The sequence below is a fragment of the Lysobacter sp. genome (assembly GCA_013141175.1).
Taxonomy (GTDB): Bacteria; Pseudomonadota; Gammaproteobacteria; order Xanthomonadales; family Xanthomonadaceae; genus Lysobacter_I.
This window is the reverse complement of record JABFRN010000001.1, coordinates 2,536,059-2,556,460: the sequence shown is the minus strand read 5'-3', so window position 1 is coordinate 2,556,460 and position 20,402 is coordinate 2,536,059. Positions and strand designations below refer to the sequence as shown.

The window sequence follows — 20,402 nt, the reverse complement described above, 5'->3', positions numbered from 1 at the left end:
TCCGCGCGCATGATCGCCACCGATCAGCCGCAAGCCGCGCCGCCGCTGCGCAACCCCGCATTCCTCGGCCTGATGGGCTACCGGCTGTTCACGATCCTGTCGTACCAGATCGTGGCGGTCGCGGTGGGCTGGCATGTATACGAACTCACCAACGATCCGTGGAAGCTCGGATTGATCGGGCTCGCCGAAGTGCTGCCGTTCTTCTGCGTGGCGCCGTTCGCCGGCTATCTGGTCGACCACCTGCCGAAACGGCGGCTCGGCATCATCGCCTGCTTCGGTCTGACGATGACTCCGGTGCTGCTCGCCGCCGTCGCCTGGGGCATGGTCTTCGGCGACGCGCAGCAGGTGCACTCGCGACTCTGGCTGATCTACGCCGCGATCATGTTCACCGGCGCGGTGCGCGCCTTCCTCGGCCCGGTCTACAACACCCTGTTCGCCTGCGTGCTGCCGCGCGAGCAGTTCACCCGGGGCTCGGGCATCGGCAGCGTGGTATTCCAGTCGGCGCTGGTGCTGGGGCCCGCGATCAGCGGTGGCGTGATCGGATTGGCCAAGACACTCGCCCTCCATCCGCCAGGATCGACCGCGCTCGCCGGTCCCGCGTACGCGCTGGGCGCCCTGTGCGCACTCGTCGCGGTGCTCGCGCTGGCGACCCTGCGCACCACCGAGCCCGCGCTGTCGCACGAACGCAGCCCGATCTTCGCCAGCATCGGCGAAGGCCTGCGCTTCGTGTTCGCGACCCCGGTGATGCTGGGCGCGATGGCGCTGGACATGTTCGCGGTGCTGTTCGGCGGCGCGGTGTCGCTGGCGCCGGCCTTCATCAAGGACGTGCTGCACGCGGGGCCGGAAGCGCTGGGCCTGTTGCGCGCGGCACCCGCCGCCGGTGCGGTCATCGTCGGGCTGTGGCTGGCGCGTCGGCCGATCGAACGCCACGCCGGCCGCTACATGCTGTGCGCGGTCGCCGGGTTCGGACTGTGCATCATCGGTTTCGGCCTGTCGGAAGCGCTGTGGCTGTCGGTGGCCTGCATGTTCTTCTCGGGCATGTTCGATGGCGTCTCCGTGGTGCTGCGCTCCACCATCCTGCAACTGGCGACGCCCGACCACATGCGCGGCCGGGTGTCGTCGATCAACAGCATCTTCATCAGCTCATCGAACGAACTCGGCGCGTTCTACGCCGGCTCGATGGCGAAGCTGCTGGGCTTGACCACCGCCGTGATCGTGGGCGGCTGCATGACCCTGGGCGTGACCGGATTCACCGCGTGGAAACTGCCGGTCCTGCGCCGGTTGAATCTGAAGGACCTGCAATAGCGCTGGTGTCCACAGCGGGTGACAGATTCGATGTAACCGATTACATTCGGCGTTTTCAAGGCCCGACGGTCCCGCGCATGCCGCACGCAAACACCCGGAAGACGCCGTCCCCGCGCCCGAAGCGCATCGTCCAGTCGCTGATCGCGACCGCACTGTTTTCGGCCGTCGTCGGCGCTTCCGCTGGCGAAACGCCCGCGAACCGCGAAGCGGCTTTCATCGAGACGCTGCTGGAACGGATGACGCTCGAAGAAAAGCTGGGGCAGCTCAACCAGCCGCCGGGTCCCGGCAACGACACCGGCCCCGCTGCGGAAACCGCCGGGCTGGAGGCGATCCGCCGTGGCGAAGTCGGCTCGATCCTCGGCATGCAGGGCGTGGCGCGCAGCTGCCGGCTGCAGAAGATCGCGGTGGAGGAATCCCGGCTCGGAATCCCGATGCTGTTCGCCTACGACGTGATCCATGGTTTCCGCACGATCTTCCCGGTGCCGCTGGCCGAAGCCGCGAGCTTCGATCCGGCCGCCGCCGAACGCAGCGCGCGCATCGCCGCCACCGAGGCCGCCGCGCACGGCGTGCATTGGACTTTCGCGCCGATGGTGGACATCGGTCGCGACGCGCGCTGGGGCCGCGTGGTCGAAGGCGCGGGCGAAGACCCGTTCCTCGGCGCGGCCTTTGCGGCGGCGCGGGTGCGCGGATTCCAGGGCAAGGATCTCGGCGCCGACGATACGGTTCTGGCCACGGCCAAGCATTTCGTCGCCTATGGCGCAGCGGAAGCCGGACGCGACTACAACACCGTCGACATCTCCGAACGCACGCTGCGCGAAGTCTATCTGCCGCCGTTCCGCGCGGCGATCGACGCGGGCGCGGGCTCGGTGATGGCCTCGTTCAACGAACTCTCGGGCGTGCCGATGCACGCCAACGCGACGCTGATCGATGGGGTGCTGCGGCGCGAATGGGGCTTCGACGGCATCGTGGTCAGCGATTACAGCGGGGTGATGGAACTGATGCGCCACGGTATCGCCGCCGATCGCGCCGCTGCCGGCAGACTGGGTCTGAACGCGAGCGTCGACGTGGACATGGTCAGCGACATCTACCGCAAGGATCTGCCCGCCGAAGTGCGCGCCGGGCGCGTGCCCGAGGCGCTCGTGGACACTTCGGTGCGGCGCATCCTGCGCGCGAAGTACCGGCTCGGACTGTTCGCCGATCCGTATGGCTATTGCGACCCAACCCGCGAGCGCGAACGCACGCTCACCCCCGCGCATCGCCGCGCCGCGCGCGAGATCGCGCGCGACACGCTGGTGCTGCTGAAGAACGAAGGCGATGTGCTGCCGCTGTCGAAAAACATCCGCACGCTGGCGGTGATCGGGCCGCTGGCCGATGACGCCCGCGACATGCTCGGCAACTGGGCGGCGGAAGGCCGTGCCGAAGACGCGGTCACGGCGCTGGCGGGCGTCCGCGCTGCGGTTTCACCGCAGACCCGCGTGCTGTACGCGCGCGGTTCCGGGATCCGCGACCAGGACACTTCGGGTTTCGCCGAAGCGGTGCGCATCGCGAAAGACGCCGATGCGGTGCTGCTGTTCGTCGGCGAAAGCGAAAACATGAGCGCCGAAGCCAACAGCCGCACGTCGCTGGATCTGCCCGGCGTGCAGCCGCAGCTGGTGGCCGCCGTGCGCGCCGCGGGCAAGCCGACGGTCGCGGTGCTGTTCAACGGCCGACCGCTGTCGATCGAACCGCTGCAGCGCGACGCGACCGCGATCCTCGAAGCCTGGTTCCCGGGCGTCGAAGCGGGCAATGCCATCGCCGACGTGCTGTTCGGCGATCACAACCCCGGCGCGCGCCTGCCGACGACATTCCCGCGCAACGTCGGCCAGGTCCCGATCCACTACGCGCACAAGAACACCGGCCGACCACCGGTCGAAGCCGATCACTACACCTCGAAGTACATCGATGCGCCGTGGACGCCGCTGTATCCGTTCGGCTACGGCCTGAGCTACACCACGTTCCGCTACGACGGCCTGCGCATCGCCAAGGCGAAAATGCGCGCGGACGACACCCAGCGCGTCGAGATCACGGTCGAGAACACCGGCGCGCGCGCGGGCGACGACGTGGTGCAGGTGTATCTGCGCGACGATGTCGCCAGCATCACCCGCCCCGTGCGCGAACTGCGCGGCTTCCGCCGTATCCATCTGCGCCCGCGCGAGCGCCGCACGCTCTCTTTCGATCTCGCGCCGGATGCGCTGGCCTTCTACGACGCGCGGATGCAGCGCGTCGTCGAGCCCGGCACCTTCACCGTGTTCGTGGGCGGCAGCTCGGATGCGACGCTGGCGAAGACATTCGAAGTCACCGGCGAGGCGCCTGCGCCGGGATCGCGCTGAAAGCCTCGCGCCCACGAAAAACCCCGCGTTTCCGCGGGGTTCTCGTTGCGATGCCATGCGTTGCGCATCGATCGCTGCGCGTCAATCGCCCTGCTGCTTCTGCAGGTGCTCCCAGCGTTCCTGCTCGTCGATGGTGCGCTCGGCGGTGAGACGGGCTTCGAGGCGATGCAGGCCGATCTCTTCGCCCGAGTCAACGCTGTAGCCGTATTCGCCGGCTTCCACGCGCTTGAGGGTGCTGTCGATCTTGCCGATCAGCTTGCGGTAGCGGTCGCGGGTGCGCAGTTCCAGCGAGTTCTCGGTTTCGCGGGTGGCGCGTTCGGCATCGTCGCCCACGTCGCGCACTTCGTCCTTGAGGTTCTCGATGGTCTGTTTCGATTCCTCGATCAGATCGGCGCGCCAACCCAGCAGACGCTGGCGGAAATATTCGAGCTGCAGCGCGCTCATGTATTCCTCGTCCGCAGCGGGCTTGTAGCCGGCGGGAAGAATCGGGCGGCCGGTGGCTTCGTCGGTTTTGTAGGGAATCACTTTCACCTGGATTTTCGGGGGAGGTGTTGCAGGGCGGGACGTGACCGCCACCGCGACTTTGCCCATGGTGGGGCGCGGGGCGACCACCACGGCAGGTTTGACGGCGACTTTCGGGGCCGGTTCGCCGGGGGTCGGGCGCGGAGCGGGCTTCGGCGGTTTGGCCGGCTGCTTCGGTTCCGGCTTGGGATCGGGTTTCTGATCGGGCTTCGGCTGCGGAGTCGGCGGTGGCGCCGGCGTCGGTGCAGGCTTGGCCGCCGCTTTGGTCTCGACCTTGGCGGCAGGCTTCGCGACCGGCGCTTTGGCAACGGGTGCTTTGACGGCGGGTGTCTTGACTTCGGCCTTGGGCGCGGGCTTGGCGGCCGGGGCCTTCACTTCGACCTTGGGCGCCGGCTTGGCGACCGGGGCCTTCACTTCGACCTTGGGCGCGGGCTTGGCGACCGGAGCGGACTTCGCCGCCGGTTTCGCGGCCTGCTTGGCGGCGGGCTTCTTGGCAACCGACTTGACCGCCGGCTTCGCAGCGGGCTTGGCCACAGGCTTGACCACGGGCTTCTTCGCCGCCGGCTTGGCAGCGGCCTTGGCGGCCGGTTTAACGGCCTTCTTGGCCACAGGCTTGGCGGCTGGTTTGGCTGCCGGCTTTGCGGCGCTCTTGGCCGCAGGCTTCTTGGCGACCGCTTTCGCGGGTGGTTTGACGGCCTTTTTTACGGGTTTCTTTGCTGCCACGTCCGAGAATCCTTCGTATCTTCCCTTGAGGCGGGAAAGCGGGCTGTTATACCCTGCCAAGACTGCAGCAGCAACCTCGCATTCGCGCGAGGCCCGCCCGCCGCATCCCCCGCTGGATTCCGCACTTGATCGACCGTCTGCTGATCGCCGCACTCCGCTTCTACAAACGGTGGGTGAGCCCCCTGCTCGGCCAGCGTTGCCGCTTCGTCCCGACCTGCTCGGAATACTCGATGGAGGCGATCCAGCGTTTCGGCGCCCTCAAGGGCAGCTGGATGACCGCCAGGCGCCTGTCGCGCTGCCACCCCCTGNGCCCCGGCAGGCACAATCCCGTGCCGCCACGCCCCGATTCGAGCGCCCCCAGATGACCACCCATCCCCCACCCTCATCGTCAACGCCCGCCTGGTCAACGAAGGCCGGGAGTTCGACGGCGACCTGCGCTTCGTCGACGGCCGGATCGACGCGATCGGCAGCGGTCTGGCCGCACGACCGGGCGACATCGTGATCGACGCCGACGGCAGCCGGCTGCTGCCGGGGATGATCGACGACCAGGTCCACTTCCGCGAACCGGGGCTCGAGTACAAGGGCAATATCGCGACCGAGTCGGCGGCGGCGGTGGCCGGCGGCCTCACCAGCTTCATGGACATGCCCAATACCAGCCCACCGACGCTGGACAGCGATGCGCTGGAAGACAAGTACCAGCGGGCCGCTGGTCGTGCCTGGGGCAACCATGGCTTCTACATGGGCACCAGCACCGGCAACATCGACGACATCCGCGCGATCGATCCGCTCACCACGCCCGGCGTGAAGATCTTCATGGGCGCCTCCACCGGCAACATGCTGGTCGACGACCCGGTGGTGCTGGACGCCGTGTTCCGCGACGCGCCGACGCCGATCATCACCCACTGCGAAGACACTCCGATGATCGACGCGGAGCTTGCGAAGTACCGCGCAAGATACGGCGACGACATTCCGGTGGAATTCCATGGCGAGATCCGCTCGCGTGCGGCCTGCGTCAAATCGACCGAACTGGCGATCTCGCTCGCGCGCAGGCACGACGCGCGCCTGCATGTGCTGCATATCTCGACCGCGGACGAGCTCGCGCTGTTCGAGCGCGGCCCGCTGGTCCGCGCCGACGGCAGCCGCAAGCGCATCACCGCCGAGACCTGCATCCATTTCCTGCGCTTCGACCGCAGCGATTACGCCCGGCTCGGCAATTTCATCAAATGCAATCCCGCGATCAAGGACCCCAACGACCGCGAGGCGCTGGTCCGCGCACTGGCCGAGGATACGATCGACGTGCTCGCGACCGATCACGCACCGCATACGCTGGAAGAAAAACAGCATCCCTACCTGCGCGCGCCCAGCGGCCTGCCACTGGTGCAGTTCGCGCTGAACGCCGCGCTGGAATGCGTGCACGAAGGGCGCCTGAGCACCGCGCAGGTCGTGCAGAAATTCGCGCATGCGCCGGCGCAATTGTTCGACGTGAAGGAACGCGGCTTCCTGCGCGAAGGCTATCGCGCGGATCTGGTGCTGATCGACGACACGCCGTTCACGGTGAAGCGCGGACAGGTGCTGTCGAAATGCGGCTGGTCGCCGTTCGAAGGCACTGTCTTCCGCTCGCGCATCGCCTCGACCTGGGTCAACGGCCACCTCGCCTGGGACGGACGGCAGATCGTCGGCGGACCGCGCGGCATGCGCCTGGAGTTCGACCGATGAGGCGCGCAACGACACTCGCGCCGCTTGCTGCAGCGCTGGCGTTGACCCTCGCCGCGTGCGGGACGACGACCGCGCAGACGAAAAAATCCTCGCCCGACCGCGGAACGACGCCGGCAACGCCCGCCGCTTCGGCATCGCCCGCCGCCTCGATCCTGCCGTACCGGAAAACCGAACTGCCGACATCCGTGCAGCAAGGCGCGATGATCGTCGGCATCACCGACCCGGGCGCCGGCGTGCGATACGGCGACCGCAGCCTGCGCGTTTCACCGAACGGACGTTTCGTCTTCTCGGTCGGACGCGATGCCACCGGGTCGGTGACGGTCGTCGTGAATGAGCCCGTGGCCGGGAAAAAGCAGTACACCGTGGAGATCCTGCCGCGCGACTGGCCGATCGAGACGATCGACGGCGTGCCGCCGGACACGGTCAACCCGCCGCCGGAGATCGCCGCGCGCATCGCACGCGAGCAATCGTCCGTCGCGGCGGTGCGCACGCGCGACGATGCGCGCGAGGATTTCGCGCAGCCGTTCATCTGGCCGGTGCAGGGCCGGATCAGCGGCCGTTTCGGCAACCAGCGCGTGTACAACGGCACGCCGAAATCGCCGCATTCGGGGATGGACATCGCCGCCGCGAACGGCACGCCGGTCAAAGCGCCCGCCGCCGGCATCGTCACCTTCGCATCGCCGTCGCTGTATCTCACCGGCGGCACCGTCGTGATCGATCATGGCGCGGGGATCAGCTCCAATTTCCTGCATCTCTCGCGCATCGATGTGAAAGTGGGAGATCGTGTCGAACAAGGACAGGTATTCGGCGCTGTCGGCGCCACCGGCCGCGCGACCGGGCCGCATCTGCATTGGGGGATGAACTGGTTCGACGCGCGCATCGACCCGCTGCTGGTGCTGGAGCTCGCGAAGTAAGCGCATCATTCACAACCGCGCACGGCGACTCTCTACTGCTGCACGCGCGCTAATGAGTTCAATGCTTTCATCCCGGTTGCCGGCGGCGATGGTCGAAACGAAACGGCCCGGTCTCGCGATCGGGCCGTTTCGCATTGCGATGGATCGGAACCTACGGCTTCGCTTCCGCGGCAGGCGCGGGCGCAGGCGCTGCCGGCGGCACGATCGCGTTCTGCGGAATCGCCCACGAGAAATCGGTCTTCGTGAAATCGGCGAAGCAGGTCTGGCTGCCGGGCGGCGTCGACTGGGTGCAGGCGTTCGTGTTGAAGTCGATCGGCGCACCGTAGTTGGCCGGATAGTTCATCGTGGCGAGCTGGCTGTTCGACAACGCCCCCGCAGTGGCGGTGCCATGACAGCTCACGCAGTTGCTGGTCTGGCCGGAAGGAATGCCGCTGGAGGTTTCCAGGAACGGGTTGAAACAGACCACCATCTCCTTCGATGCATTGCCCTTGGTCTGGTTCCAGGCCGTGCACATCGCATAGTTGCGCCATGCGCCGGTCACGTTGTCGGTCATGCCCTGCTTGCTGCCGGGGAAGTTGTTCGGCGCATCGTCGCCGGGTTGCCACCAGAAGGTTTCCCACGTCCAGTTGACGATCGTCTTGCTGTTGACGTGCATGCCCGCCAGCACGCCGAAGTCGCCGGCCACGGCGGTCACGCCTTGGCCGCCGTCGCCGGAGCTGTTGAGGAGCGCATTCCAATCGCTGGCTTCCGCAGCATCCATCTTGAAGCTGTAGATGGTCGACAACGGCGCATACAGATACGTCTTGCAGGACATCGTCGAGCCCGGGACGATCTGCGCGATCTGCGCGGGCGTGGCCGGCACCGGCGTGGTGTCGGGGCCCGCGGTGCTGGCGGGATCGAGCAACACGCAGTTGAACCAGGTCTCGGGCGTCGCGTTCGCGGGCGTGGTCGAGAACTGCGGGCCCATCCACAGCGGCATCGGCGTGAGGCCGGTCGCCTTGACCACGAAGATCACCGGCTTGGTTTCCATCGCGGTGGAGCCCAGCGCATCGCCGCCATCCGGCGTGTACGGCGCATCCACCACTTTGCGGGCGCTCACCGCCGTGCCCGCAGGCCAGGCGGCATTGAGATTGCTCAGGTCGGTGGCCGAGATGTAGCTGTAATTGCTGCCGTTGGTCGCTTGCGGCGTGGACAGGTAGGTCACCATCGCCGGATTGAATTTGTTGAACGACACCACCTGCCCGTCGGCAGGCAGCGGCAGGCCGGCCTTGCGCGCGCCGTGGCTGAGCTGCGTGGCGAGTTTGAACTTGCGTGCCGGGCGGCCGAGCGATGTGCAGCCATTGGCACTGAAGACTTCTTCGTTGCCGCACCAGGTTTCCCATACCGGCAGACTGCTGTCGTCCCAGCTCTGTCCGGAAGCGCTGGTCATGCCGGCCCACAGATTCCAGGCGGCGGTGGTGATGTTGTCGATCTGCCAGGTATCGGCCCAGGCCTGGAACTCGTCGCGGTTGCCGGGATAGCCATAACCAGCGGGAATATCGACAGGCTTGATGCCTGCGATGGCCACCTCCGGCTTCGGCGCGGTTTCGGCCGGTTGTGCCGGCTCGGAGGGTGGTGCTTCCTTGTTGCAAGCGGCGAGCAGCAGCGCTGCGGGCAGCAACGCGAGTAAACGCATCTTCATGTGACCTCCTGTGTCGATCGATGATTGGCGGAGATGCCTTGCGCCCCTGAATCCTCGCGCAGCATCCCGCATGGCGTGGTCGTCCATGGCATTCGCCATGAACGCCGCGAGCATACGGACATCGGAATGCGTTCACAATCGAGGGCGGCTCGGTCGTCGAATGCCGGCGCATGCCGCAAGCGGTCGATCGATGGACGACGTCCATCGGTTTCAGTCGACGGCGCGACCCTTGCCGGACACCTGCGCCACCGCGTCGTGCGGATGCAGGCTTTCGAAATGCGCGACCCTCACGTCGAAACGCTGCAAGCGCGCATCGTCGGCGAGCGCGGCGGCGACGCGACGCGCGGCGTCCTCGCAGAACATCAGGTTCTCGGCGTTGAGCTTCGCGAACGCCTGTTCGTCCTCGCGCTTCACCGCCGTCTGCACCGGCGTGCCCAGCGCGGCTTCGGCGCGATCGATCAGATCGGCGACCGGCAGCTCGTCGAATGCCGGCTGCAGTTCGACCTTGATGTCGGCGCGGCTGCGCTGCGCGTGCGGCGTCGCGGCAAGCCCGCGTTCCGATGCCAGCCAATCGCGCACGACCTGGGTGGACAGCGGGTGCGCAGCCGCGAAATCCTCCGCGAAGCGCTCGGCATTGAGCTGGCGCGACAGCGCCGCCGACGCCGGACAGGTGCTGGAGTATTCGACCGAGAACGCCAGCGTCAGGGTCAGGTGGCCGTTCGCGAGCATCGCATCGATTTCCAGCGGATAGCGCTTCCAGCCGCTGTTGTCGCTGGCCAGCGCGCGGCGCCTGCGCATCAGATCGAAGCGCAGCGCAAGCCGCGCGGACGACGACAGCGCGCCCTGCGATTCGATGCAGTCCTGCAGCACGCGGCGCAGGCGCGCGGGCGTCAGCACGTCTTCGATCAACGCGTCCTGCAACTGCAGATACAGCCGCGACATGTGGATGCCGCGCGCATCGGGATCGCGAAGATCGACCAGCACATCGACCGACGCCGGCACCTGCATCACCACGCCATCTTCGCCGCGCACCCGCAGCGGCAGCGCGACATTGCGCATGCCCACCCAATCGAGCGCGCGCGCGGCTGCGGCGGCATCGCCGGCCACATCGGGCATCGGATACGAATCGGGGCGCAAAGTCACGGAGGAGGGACGGGACGGCAGGGGGGCGGCCATTGTACCCAGCCCGGCCGGCAGCTTCCGGAATCGCGCCGGAACGCTGCGTTTTGGGGCTCAGCCGCGCGCCGCGCGCCAGCTCCGCCACAGCGCCGCCATCGGCGACAGCGCCGACACCTCGCCGCGCGTGGCGAGGCGCTGCAACCGCGCCCGGCTCAAGGTGTCATGGATGCGGCGTGGACGCGATCCCGCGCGCAGCCGCGTGGCGGCTGCAAGCCCCCGTGCCCAATCCCTGATACGGGTCGCAGCCGCGGCCTCGTCGCGATGCCACAGCGCGTGCGCGGCGAGCAGCGCGAAGGCATCGGCGACGGGCGCGGCCTCCGGCGCGAACAAAGCGCGCTCGCAGTCGGCCATGGCGACCGCCAATGGCTGCAGCGACGCATACAGCGTCTGTGGCTCGGCCCCGGCGCGCAGCGGCTCGCGCACCGCCTGCAAGGCCGGCAATGCAGCCGCGAGCGTCGCCCACGGCGCCGGCTGCTTCTGCAGTACACGCCCGAGCGGGTGGCGACGCACGCCTTTCGACCAGCCGAGCAGTTCTTCCTGCCACCAGATCAGCTTGGCGGAACCCGGCGTGGGGTCATCGCCGGCCCACGCCGCGTCGGTCCATTCCTGCAGCAGCGCGAACCACGCTTCGGCGGTCGCGCGCTGCGATTCGGCGACGAAGACCTGGGCAATCCGCCATTCCGGCCAACGTCCGCGCCATTTGCCCAGGAAGTCGTCGAGCGCGTCATCGGCGGCGGACGGATCGCTCACAGCGGCTGCGCCACCACGGCCGGCCAGACCTCCGGATCCAGCAGCGTCCGCGGCTGCTCGATCATCACGTCGCCCTTCCAGTCCAGCGGATCGACGCCGGGCAGACGATAGCCCCACAGCGCGACGATCGATGGCATGCCGGCTGCACGCGCGGCGACGATATCGCGCTCGTCGTCGCCGACGTACACGCAATCCTGTGCGGCGACGCCGAGGACTTCGGCCGAATGCAGCAGCGGCAGCGGATGCGGCTTGCGCTCGGGCAGCGAATCGCCGCCGATCATCACGCTGCAGCGTTCGTTCCAGCCGAGGATCGGCATCAGCAGTTTCGCCAGGTATTCGGGCTTGTTGGTGACGATGCCCCAGCGCACGCCGTCGGCTTCCAGCGCTTCGAGCATCTCGGCGATGCCGTCGAACAGCACGCAATAGCGACCGATGATGCCTTCGTAGGCGTCGAGGAATGGCTTCACCAGCGCTTCGCGCGCGTCGTGATCCAGATGCGCGAACGATGCGCCGATCATCGCCCGCGCGCCCTTGGACACATGCGGGCGCAGCAGTTCGTGCGCCATGTCGGGCTCGCCGCGCTCGCGGCGCAGGATGTTGATCGCCTCGACCATGTCGGGCGCGCTGTCGAGCAGGGTGCCGTCGAGGTCGAACAGGACGCCGCGCGGGTACACACCTTGGGAGAAGCGGATCTGGGACAACGGTGGCTCCAACGGATTCGGATGGCGGATCGATCTTGTGGGAGGGGCCTCAGCCCGACATGCATCACTCGGGGCTGAAGCCCTTCCTGCAATGCAACATCAAGGCTTCACTGCGCACGCGAGGTAATTCACATCGGTACGGCTGCCGACGCGCGCGGTGTGGCGCAGCGGATCGTAGATCAGGCCACTCACGTCCTCGAGTTCGAACCGCGCTGCGCGCAACCATGCCGCGAGTTCCGAAGGCTTGATGAAATCGCGGTACTGATGCGTTCCTTTCGGCAGCATCCGCGCGACGTACTCGGCGCCGACGATGGCCAGCGCGAACGCGGCGGGCGTGCGATTGAGCGTGGACAGGAACAGGCGGCCACCCGGCTTCAACAGCGTCGCGCAGGCGGCGATCACCGCCGCCGGATCGGGCACGTGTTCGAGCATTTCCATGCAGGCGATGGCATCGAAGCTGGCCGGCATGTCTTCGGCCAGGGATTCGACCGCAGCGAGGCGGTAATCGACTTCGACGCCGGATTCGAGCCGATGCAGTTTCGCGATCCTGATCAGGTCCGGGGCCAGGTCGATCGCGATGACGTGCGCGCCTTCGCGCGCCAGCGCTTCGCTCAACAGGCCGGCGCCGCAGCCGACGTCGAGCACGCGCGCGCCGTGCAGCGTCGTGCGTTCGCGGATGTAATCCAGGCGCGCGGGATTCAGGACGTGCAGGGGTTTCTGCGGGCCTTGCGGGTCCCACCAGCGGTTCGCCAGAGCGTTGAACTTGTCGAGTTCGATCTGGCTGTAGTTGTCGTGCTGTTCTGCCGTGTTCATTCGTTTTCGATGCCCCTCAACCCACTTTCACCGCACCGATCCGCGCGCGCCATTGTTTCGCGTTCGCGACCAGCGCAACGATGTCCATGTCGACCAGGATGCGATCGCGCAGTTTCGGCTTGCCGGCGACCCAGACATCGGTGACCTGATGGCGGCCGGTGGCGTAGACCAGTTGCGACAGCACGTGATGCAGCGGCTGGGTTTCCAGCGCCGACAGATCGATGCAGGCCAGGTCGGCCTGTTTTTCCGGCTCGATCGAGCCGACCAGGTGATCGAAACCCATCGCCCTGGCGCTGCCCAGCGTGGCCGCATGCAGCGCGCTGGCGGCGTCGAACGCAGCGGCGTCGTCGGCCACCGCTTTCGCGAGCAGCGCGGCGGTGCGCAGTTCGCCGAACATGTCGAGGTCGTTGTTGCTGGCGCAGCCGTCGGTGCCGATCGCGACGGTGACGCCCGCGCGTTCGAGCCTGGCCACCGGACAAAACCCGGAGGCCAGCTTCAGATTCGATTCCGGGCAATGCACCACGCTGACCCCGCGCCCGGCGCAGAGCGCGATCTCGGCGTCGGTGAGCTGGGTCATGTGCACGGCGATCAGGCGATCGTTGACCAGGCCCAGGCGATCCAGCCGCGCCAGCGGACGCTGGCCATGCTTCTCCTGCGACTGCTGCACTTCCTGCGCGGTCTCGTGCGTATGCAGGTGCACCGGGATATCGAGCTGGTCGGCGAGCATGCGGATGCGCTCGAAATTGTCGTCCGAGACGGTGTACGGCGCATGCGGCGCGAAGGCCGTTGCGATCAATCCGTCGTCGCGCCACTGGTCGTGCACTTCACCGCCGCGATCGAAATACTCGTCGTCGCTCTTCGCCCAGGCGGTGGGGAAATCGATCACCGGCAGACCGACCCGCGCGCGGAAGCCGTAGCGCTTGTAGGTCGCGGCCTGCACGTCGGGGAAGAAGTAATTCTCGTTGCAGCAGGTGGTGCCGCCGCGCAGCATCTCGGCGATCGCGAAGGCGACCCCATCGGCCACGTAGTCGGGGCCCATGATCGCGCCCTCGATCGGCCAGATGTGTTCCTGCAGCCACTGCTTCAGCGGCAGGTCGTCGGCCACGCCGCGCATCAGCGTCATCGGGTTGTGGCAGTGGGCGTTGATCAGGCCCGGGATCAGCACACCCTCGGGCCGGGTGACGGTGTCGCGCGCGGCGAACAGCCGGCGCGCTTCTTCGATCGGCAGCACTGCGAGGATGACGCCATCGCGCACCGCGACCGCATGGTGTTCGAGCACGACGCCGCGCGGCTCGACGGGGATTACATAACGGGCCTCGATCAGCAGATCGCAGGATTCAGGCGCGAGGGATTCGGAAACGGGCTGATAGGTCATGGCGGCATTGTCGCATTCCGCAACCTGCCAAAGCGATCCAACGCTCTTGCAGGAGCGACGGAAGTCGCGACGCTTTTCCTCAATTCATGATCCAGCGACGGGTGCGGATACCGTACTGGGGCAAAAGCCAAAAGCGTCGCGACTTCCGTCGCTCCTACGGTTTGAAGCCCGCCGGAACCGGTTTACGGAACGTTTGCCCCCCGCCGTTTGACCAGCGCCCGGCGGTTGAAAACCGCGGGGATGATCGATTCGCGACGAGCCCCGCTGCGCGGGCCTCTGCGAAAACACTCTTGAAGCTGGATCCCCGCCTGCGCGGGGATGATCGATTCGCGACGAGCCCGCTGCGCGGGCCTCCGCGAATCAATCACTTCACGCGGCTGAAGTATTCGCCGGAGCGGGTGTCGACCTTGATGATCTCTTCCTGGCTCACGAACAGCGGCACGCGGACCACGGCGCCGGTTTCCAGCACCGCCGGCTTGCCGCCGCCGCCCGAGGTGTCGCCACGGACGCCCGGGTCGGTCTCGACGATCTTCAGTTCGACGAAATTCGGCGGCTGCACGGTGATCGGCGTGCCGTTCCACAGCGTCACCACGCACTGTTCCTCGCCCTTCAGCCATTTCTCGGCGCCGCCCATGCCGGCCTTGTCGGCCTGCACCTGCTCGAAGCTTTCCGGGTTCATGAAGTGCCAGTATTCGCCGTCGTTGTAGAGAAACTGCATGTCGGTGTCGACCACGTCGGCCACTTCCAGCGAGTCGGTGGCCTTCATGGTCATTTCGACCACGCGTCCCGACTTGATGTTGCGGTACTTGATGCGGGTGAAGGCCTGGCCCTTGCCCGGCTTGACGTATTCGGTCTCGGTGATGACGCAAGGATCGTTGTTGACCAGGATTTTCTGGCCGTTCTTGACGTCGTTCATGCCCAGGCTGGCCATGGGTGCTCCTGACTGATGTGATGTGCGTGGATGCGATCTGCGGGTCCGCCCCGGGTCGACAGCACCCGTGGACAGCTAGAATGGGAGGCTGGGCCCCGGAACGCCGCTGCGTTCCGGCATGACGCCACTCACCGAACCGCCAATGATACCCGCAGCCTCCCCCGCCCTGCAGCCCACCCCTGCCGCCGCCCTGTCCGGTGGGGGCTGGAAGCGGCTGTGGCGGGATGCGATCCGCGACCCGCGGGAGTTGCTGGACCTGCTCGGGCTTTCGGGTCGGGTGCCCGGGTTGTCCGCCGAAGCCGCAGGACAATTCCCGCTGCGGGTGCCGCGCGGGTTCGTGGCGCGGATGCGCCATGGCGACCCGCACGACCCGCTGCTGCGCCAGATCCTGCCGCTGGATGAAGAATTGCGGCCGATGCCGGGCTACGGTCTGGACGCCGTCGGCGATGCGGCGGCCAAGGCCGCGACCGGGGTCATCCACAAATATCGCGGGCGGGCGCTGCTGATCGCCACCGGCAGCTGCGCGGTGCATTGCCGCTACTGCTTCCGCCGCCATTTTCCCTACGCCGAAGAAACCGCTGCCGCCGGGCAGTGGCGCGAGGCGGTGGACGCGATCCGCGCCGACGCCGACATCGACGAGGTGATCCTTTCCGGCGGCGATCCACTGTCGCTGAGCACGTCGAAACTGGCCGAACTGACCGCGCAGCTGGCGACGATTCCGCATCTGCGCCGCCTGCGCATCCATACCCGGCTGCCGGTGGTGCTGCCGGAGCGGGTCGATGCCGAACTGGTCGCGTGGCTGCGCGCCCTGCCCTGGCCGACCGTGGTGGTGATCCACGCCAACCACGCCAACGAATTCGATGCCACCGTCGATGCCGCACTGTCGCGGCTGCGCGCCTCCGGTGCCGCGCTGCTCAACCAGGCGGTGCTGCTGCGCGGCGTCAACGACAGCGTCGATGCGCTCGCCGCGTTGTCGGAGCGCGGCTTCGCCGCCGGCGCATTGCCCTACTACCTGCACCAGCTGGATCGGGTTGCGGGTGCGGCGCATTTCGAGGTCGACGACGACACCGCACTGGCGCTGCACGCGGCGCTGATGGCGCGGCTGTCGGGCTATCTGGTACCGAAGCTGGTGCGCGAAGTGGCCGGCGACCCGGGCAAGCGCCCGCTGTCGGTGCGGTTGTCTGGAACGGGCCCGCTGTCGCAAAGTCGGAGCGGCATCGAGCGCCTTCAGCACGTACCATAGCCGCACCCCACGGAGAGCCCACGCATGTCGAGAAGCCAGGACCCCGCGCTGCGTCTGATGCTGGTGGATGACAGCGTCGACGAAGCCGAAGGTATCGTGACCGGTCTGCGCAACGCCGGCATCGCGGTGCGCCCCTTGCGCCCGACCACCGCAGACGAACTCGCCACCATGCTGTTGGCCCAGCAGGTCGATCTGGTGCTGGCCGCGCATCCCTGTCGCTCGATTCCGCTCGCCGACGTGCAGCAGCAGGTCGCCACCAGCGGCAAGGACACGCCACTGGTCGCGGTCGTCGCGGACGTGGACACCGAAAGCTTCTCCGAACTGCTCGGCGGCAGCGTCCGTTCGCTGGCGCTGCGCCACAAGCCGACCCAACTGCTGGCGACCGTGCGCCGCGAATGGGCCGACCTCGAAGCGCGCCGCGCCCAGCGCCGGCTCGAAGCCCAGGTGCGCGAAACCGAGCGCCGCTGCGACGCGCTGATCGAATCCTCGCGCGAACCCATCGCCTATGTGCACGAAGGCATGCACATCCGCGCCAACGCCGCCTACCTCGACATGTTCGGCTACGAATCGTTCGAGGATATCGAGGGCATGTCGCTGCTCGACCTGGTCGGTCCGAAGTACCTCGACAAGTTCAAGCAACTGCTCAAGAGCATGAGCAAGGGCGAGCTGCCGCCGCCGCGCTACGAGCTGGAAGCGCGCGATATCGAAGGCAACGCCTTCCCGGCGGTGATGGAATTCACCCTGGCCCAGTACGAGGGCGAAGCCTGCCAGCAGGTGATCTTCCGCCGCCAGGAACAGACGGCCGACCCCGAACTGGCCCGCAAGGTCGAGGAACTGCGCCAGCGCGACCAGGTCACCGGCCTGCTCAATCGCCCGACCTTCCTGCTCGCGCTGGAAAGCGCGGTGGCCGATGCCGCCCAGAACGGCAGCCAGCACGGCCTGGTCCTGATCGAACCCGACCACTACCAGCGCCTGCTGCATGAAATCGGCCTGGACTCGGCCGACACCATCATGGCCGCGATCGCCGACCGCTTGCGCAGCGAACTCGACGAACACGCGATCGCCGCGCGCTTCTCCGAGAACAGCCTCGCGGTCCTGCTGCGCAACAGCGACCACGCCGCCACCTCGACGCTCGCGACCCGCATCTGCAACACCTTCGCCGCCGAAGTCTTCGCCATCGGCCAACACTCCAGCGTGATCACCGCCAGCATCGGCGGCGTGCAGATCAGCGAGAAGAACGCCAGCGTCAGTCAGGTCCTCGCGAAAGCCAGCCAGGGCGTGCAGTCGGCGGCCGGCATCGGCGGCAACCGCCTGGAACTGTTCGACCCCAACGCGGTGGACCGCGCCGAGACCGAGCGCATCCAGGCCTGGGTGGAGCGGCTGCGCGAAGCGCTCGACCAGAAACGCTTCGCCCTGCATTTCCAGCCGGTCATCAACCTGCAGGGCGACAACCAGCCGGTCTACGACACTTTCCTGCGGCTCGAAGGCGGCGACGGCGACCTGATTTCGCCCAGCAACTTCCTGCAGATCGCCGAAGACCACGGCATGCTGGAACTGATCGACCGTTACGTGGTGGAGCGCGCGATCGAACTGATCGCCCAGCGCGAACACGGCGGCAAACCGGTGACGCTGCTGGTCAAGGTGTCGCAGGCCTCGCTGCACAGCGACGCGCTGCCTGTCTTCATCGGCGAGCAGTTGGCGATGCGCGGCGCCTCCGGCGAATACCTCGCCCTGCAACTGCAGGAAGCCAAGGTCTTCACCCATCTGCATGCCGTGCAGCAGTTCGCGGCGGCGGTGAACCAGTTCGGCTGCCGCCTGGGGCTGGAGCAGTTCGGCGCCGGCCTCGATTCGTTCCAACTGCTGACCCATGTGCAGCCCCAGTTGCTCAAGATCGACCGCAGCTTCATCGAGGATCTCCCGAAGAATCCGGAAAGCCAGCAGCGCGTGCGCGACATCGCGCGCAGGGCCCGCGACCTCGACATCCTCACCATCGCCGAATTCGTGCAGGACGCGGCGAGCATGTCGATCCTGTTCTCGGCCGGCGTCGATTATGTCGAAGGCCATTTCCTGGCCACGGCCGGGCCCGACATGAATTACGACTTCGAGTAATCCTTTTCGCGGTCATCTTTTTCGCGACGCCAACGAAAAGCCCGCCGAAAGGCGGGCTTTTCGATTCCAGCCGGTGGCGATCGAACTCAGGAGACCACGCTCCGGCGTGCATCGAGCGCGACGGGCGCCGCATTGCGCAACGCCGCGATGCGCTCCTCCAGCGGCGGATGGCTGAGGAACAGCCTGCGCAACCCATGGCCGACGCCGCCGGAGATCCCGAACGCCTGCACCTGCTTCGGCAGCGTGCTGGTGCCATAGGTCGCGGACAGGCGCTCCAGCGCCGCAATCATCTTGTGACGGCCGGCCAGCTGCGCGCCGCCGGCATCGGCGCGGAACTCGCGCCAGCGCGAGAACCACATCGCGATCACGCTGGCCAGCACGCCGAACACCATGTCGAGCACGAACACCACCGCGTAATACCCGATACCGACGCTGCCGTCATCGCGCTGGCCGCCGAGCATGCCGTCGACGACGCGGCCGACCAGACGCGCCAGCACGATCACGAAGGTATTGAGCACGCCCTGCAGCAGCGCCATCGTCACCATGTCGCCGTTGGCGACGTGGCTGACTTCGTGCGCGAGCACCGCTTCGGCCTCGTCGCGCTGCATCGCGCGCAGCAGACCTGTCGATACGGCCACCAGCGCGTTGTTTCGGTTCGCACCGGTGGCGAAGGCGTTGATCTCCGGCGCGTCGTAGACCGCGACCTCGGGCATGCCGATGCCGGCGGCTTCGGCCTGGCGGCGCACGGTCTGCACCAGCCAGCGCTCGGTTTCGTTGCGCGGTTCGCCGATGACATGCGCGCCGGTGGTCTTCTTGGCGATCCACTTCGAGACCAGCAGCGAAATGATCGAGCCGCCGAAACCGAACATCGCGGCCATCACCAGCAGGCCGGCGTTGCTGCGCGGATCGATACCGAACACCGCCATCACGACGCTGAGCAGCATCAGTACGGCGAGGTTGGTGGCAAGGAACAGGGCGATGCGTTTGAACATGGCGGACACCGTTGCGATAGGGGGAGATCGCGGTCCCGTGTACAGTGGGGACCGGTCCCGACGGCACAAGCGGCATCGCCGATCGCACCGCCACCGCAGACAGCCATCAGACAGTTTCGATGCCTTCGACCGACATGGTTCACGCCACGCCTTATCGCGGCCGTTTCGCGCCCTCGCCCACCGGACCGCTGCATTTCGGTTCGCTGGTCGCCGCATTCGGCAGTTGGCTGATGGCCCGCCGCGCCGGCGGCGAATGGTGGGTACGGATCGAGGATCTGGATCCCCCGCGCGAAGTCGTCGGCGCCGCCGACGCGCAATTGCGCACGCTCGCCGGCTTCGGGCTGGTTTCCGACGCGCCGGTCGTGCGCCAGAGCGAGCGCCATGCGCGGTATCGCGCCGCCCTGGACCGCCTGCTCGCGGATGGGCTGGCCTTCCCCTGCCATTGCAGCCGCAGCGATCTGTCGGCCGCCGACGGTATCCACCGCGCCTGCCGCGATCACCGGTCCCGCACCGAAGCTGCGGTCCGGCTGCGGGTGGCGGACGGCAGTATCGTGACCTTCGAGGATGGCCTGCACGGCCGCATCGTCCAGGACGTGGCCGCAGACGTGGGCGATGTCGTGCTGCTGCGCGCCGACGGCTTCTGGGCCTACCAGCTCGCGGTCGTGGTCGACGATGCCGAACAGGGCATCACCCATGTCGTCCGTGGCGCCGATCTGCTCGACTCCACTCCGCGACAGATCCTGCTGCAGCGCGCGCTGGAACTGCCGACACCCGCCTACACGCACCTGCCGCTGATCGTCGACGCGCACGGCGCGAAGCTCTCGAAATCGGTGGCGGCGCTGCCGGTGGACGGCGACGACCCGCTGCCGGCGCTGCGGCTGGCATGGCGGGCCCTGGGGCAGCGGCCGGACGGGTTGGACGGTCCGGGCAGCGTCGGGCGCACGCTCTCGCGAGCGATGGTGGCATTCGATCCGCGTCTGATTCCGCGCAAACCGATCGACTTCGCCGCACTGCACAATGGCAGCGCAATCCGGGACGCATAGAATCGGAACAGAGAGAAGCGGCACGCATCGAATCGC

The 20,402-nt window shown here is 67.4% G+C and carries 17 protein-coding genes; 8 read left to right on the top strand and 9 right to left on the bottom strand.

The window, feature by feature from the left end:
• Positions 1 to 9 precede the first annotated feature (9 nt).
• Both HOP03_11205 and bglX read left to right on the top strand, forming a co-directional pair.
• The gene (locus HOP03_11205) at positions 10 to 1,305 is read left to right on the top strand and encodes an MFS transporter (GenBank protein ID NOT88739.1); all 1,296 of its coding nucleotides are present in this window, start codon (positions 10 to 12) and stop codon (positions 1,303 to 1,305) included.
• 77 nt (positions 1,306 to 1,382) lie between these two features.
• Positions 1,383 to 3,674 carry a beta-glucosidase BglX gene (bglX, locus tag HOP03_11200; protein NOT88738.1) on the top strand — a complete coding sequence of 764 codons (2,292 nt, stop codon included), beginning with the start codon at positions 1,383 to 1,385 and terminating at the stop codon, positions 3,672 to 3,674.
• An 81-nt stretch (positions 3,675 to 3,755) separates the two neighbouring features.
• Here bglX and dksA read toward each other — a convergent pair whose 3' ends face one another.
• Positions 3,756 to 4,919, bottom strand: a complete 1,164-nt coding sequence (dksA, locus tag HOP03_11195; protein NOT88737.1) for an RNA polymerase-binding protein DksA — start codon at positions 4,917 to 4,919, stop codon at positions 3,756 to 3,758.
• A gap of 104 nt (positions 4,920 to 5,023) precedes the next feature.
• Between dksA and yidD the strand changes: the two genes are divergently transcribed.
• The 3 genes from yidD to HOP03_11180 are packed head-to-tail and all read left to right on the top strand — an operon-like array spanning position 5,024 to position 7,549.
• Entirely contained in the window at positions 5,024 to 5,284 is a 261-nt protein-coding gene (gene yidD, locus HOP03_11190) for a membrane protein insertion efficiency factor YidD (protein NOT88736.1), read from the top strand.
• Positions 5,265 to 6,635 (top strand): dihydroorotase, encoded by a 1,371-nt coding sequence (locus HOP03_11185; protein NOT88735.1) that lies wholly within the window; start codon positions 5,265 to 5,267, stop codon positions 6,633 to 6,635. Before yidD ends, HOP03_11185 begins: the two co-directional genes overlap by 20 nt.
• Complete coding sequence (locus HOP03_11180; protein NOT88734.1) at positions 6,632 to 7,549, top strand: M23 family metallopeptidase; 918 nt, start codon at positions 6,632 to 6,634, stop codon at positions 7,547 to 7,549. The genes HOP03_11185 and HOP03_11180 overlap by 4 nt, the downstream gene beginning before the upstream one ends.
• Before the next feature lie 151 nt (positions 7,550 to 7,700).
• Here the strand turns inward: HOP03_11180 and HOP03_11175 are convergent, their stop codons facing one another.
• The 7 genes from HOP03_11175 to efp all read right to left on the bottom strand — a co-directional run bounded on the left by HOP03_11175 (position 7,701) and on the right by efp (position 14,979).
• The gene (locus tag HOP03_11175) at positions 7,701 to 9,230 is read right to left on the bottom strand and encodes a hypothetical protein (GenBank protein ID NOT88733.1); all 1,530 of its coding nucleotides are present in this window, start codon (positions 9,228 to 9,230) and stop codon (positions 7,701 to 7,703) included.
• Positions 9,231 to 9,440: 210 nt separating this feature from the next.
• On the bottom strand, positions 9,441 to 10,346 hold the full coding sequence (locus HOP03_11170) for a GTP cyclohydrolase I FolE2 (protein ID NOT88732.1): 906 nt from the start codon (positions 10,344 to 10,346) through the stop codon (positions 9,441 to 9,443).
• Positions 10,347 to 10,463: 117 nt separating this feature from the next.
• Positions 10,464 to 11,159 (bottom strand): phytoene/squalene synthase family protein, encoded by a 696-nt coding sequence (locus HOP03_11165; protein NOT88731.1) that lies wholly within the window; start codon positions 11,157 to 11,159, stop codon positions 10,464 to 10,466.
• Positions 11,156 to 11,890 (bottom strand): phosphoglycolate phosphatase, encoded by a 735-nt coding sequence (locus HOP03_11160; protein ID NOT88730.1) that lies wholly within the window; start codon positions 11,888 to 11,890, stop codon positions 11,156 to 11,158. Before HOP03_11160 ends, HOP03_11165 begins: the two co-directional genes overlap by 4 nt.
• Before the next feature lie 69 nt (positions 11,891 to 11,959).
• Complete coding sequence (gene ubiG / locus HOP03_11155; protein NOT88729.1) at positions 11,960 to 12,673, bottom strand: bifunctional 2-polyprenyl-6-hydroxyphenol methylase/3-demethylubiquinol 3-O-methyltransferase UbiG; 714 nt, start codon at positions 12,671 to 12,673, stop codon at positions 11,960 to 11,962.
• Positions 12,674 to 12,689: 16 nt separating this feature from the next.
• Positions 12,690 to 14,048 (bottom strand): TRZ/ATZ family hydrolase, encoded by a 1,359-nt coding sequence (locus HOP03_11150; protein ID NOT88728.1) that lies wholly within the window; start codon positions 14,046 to 14,048, stop codon positions 12,690 to 12,692.
• 364 nt (positions 14,049 to 14,412) lie between these two features.
• A complete protein-coding gene (gene efp / locus HOP03_11145) occupies positions 14,413 to 14,979 on the bottom strand; it encodes an elongation factor P (protein NOT88727.1) in 567 nt (188 codons plus the stop codon).
• 142 nt (positions 14,980 to 15,121) lie between these two features.
• Here efp and epmB point away from each other — a divergent pair, with 142 nt between their 5' ends.
• Positions 15,122 to 16,222: an EF-P beta-lysylation protein EpmB gene (gene epmB / locus HOP03_11140; GenBank protein ID NOT88726.1), complete on the top strand. Its 1,101-nt coding sequence runs from the start codon at positions 15,122 to 15,124 to the stop codon at positions 16,220 to 16,222.
• 24 nt (positions 16,223 to 16,246) lie between these two features.
• Positions 16,247 to 18,331, top strand: a complete 2,085-nt coding sequence (locus HOP03_11135; protein ID NOT88725.1) for an EAL domain-containing protein — start codon at positions 16,247 to 16,249, stop codon at positions 18,329 to 18,331.
• Between the two features lie 86 nt (positions 18,332 to 18,417).
• On the opposite strand, the gene htpX is transcribed toward HOP03_11135, so the two are convergent.
• Complete coding sequence (gene htpX / locus HOP03_11130; protein NOT88724.1) at positions 18,418 to 19,323, bottom strand: protease HtpX; 906 nt, start codon at positions 19,321 to 19,323, stop codon at positions 18,418 to 18,420.
• A gap of 134 nt (positions 19,324 to 19,457) precedes the next feature.
• Here htpX and gluQRS point away from each other — a divergent pair, with 134 nt between their 5' ends.
• A complete protein-coding gene (gene gluQRS, locus HOP03_11125; GenBank protein NOT88723.1) occupies positions 19,458 to 20,366 on the top strand; it encodes a tRNA glutamyl-Q(34) synthetase GluQRS in 909 nt (302 codons plus the stop codon).
• Positions 20,367 to 20,402: the final 36 nt, after the last annotated feature.

Excerpts from the sequence above, each read along its gene's own strand:
- HOP03_11135 (NOT88725.1), top strand. The coding sequence starts at position 16,247 with ATGTCGAGAAGCCAGGACCCCGCGCTGCGTCTGATGCTGGTGGATGAC.
- gluQRS (NOT88723.1), top strand. The coding sequence starts at position 19,458 with ATGGTTCACGCCACGCCTTATCGCGGCCGTTTCGCGCCCTCGCCCACC.
- efp (NOT88727.1), bottom strand. The coding sequence starts at position 14,979 with ATGGCCAGCCTGGGCATGAACGACGTCAAGAACGGCCAGAAAATCCTG.
- htpX (NOT88724.1), bottom strand. The coding sequence starts at position 19,323 with ATGTTCAAACGCATCGCCCTGTTCCTTGCCACCAACCTCGCCGTACTG.
- HOP03_11180 (NOT88734.1), top strand. The coding sequence starts at position 6,632 with ATGAGGCGCGCAACGACACTCGCGCCGCTTGCTGCAGCGCTGGCGTTG.
- ubiG (NOT88729.1), bottom strand. The coding sequence starts at position 12,673 with ATGAACACGGCAGAACAGCACGACAACTACAGCCAGATCGAACTCGAC.
- epmB (NOT88726.1), top strand. The coding sequence starts at position 15,122 with ATGATACCCGCAGCCTCCCCCGCCCTGCAGCCCACCCCTGCCGCCGCC.
- HOP03_11175 (NOT88733.1), bottom strand. The coding sequence starts at position 9,230 with ATGAAGATGCGTTTACTCGCGTTGCTGCCCGCAGCGCTGCTGCTCGCC.
- bglX (NOT88738.1), top strand. The coding sequence starts at position 1,383 with ATGCCGCACGCAAACACCCGGAAGACGCCGTCCCCGCGCCCGAAGCGC.
- HOP03_11170 (NOT88732.1), bottom strand. The coding sequence starts at position 10,346 with ATGCCCGATGTGGCCGGCGATGCCGCCGCAGCCGCGCGCGCGCTCGAT.
- HOP03_11205 (NOT88739.1), top strand. The coding sequence starts at position 10 with ATGATCGCCACCGATCAGCCGCAAGCCGCGCCGCCGCTGCGCAACCCC.
- HOP03_11150 (NOT88728.1), bottom strand. The coding sequence starts at position 14,048 with ATGACCTATCAGCCCGTTTCCGAATCCCTCGCGCCTGAATCCTGCGAT.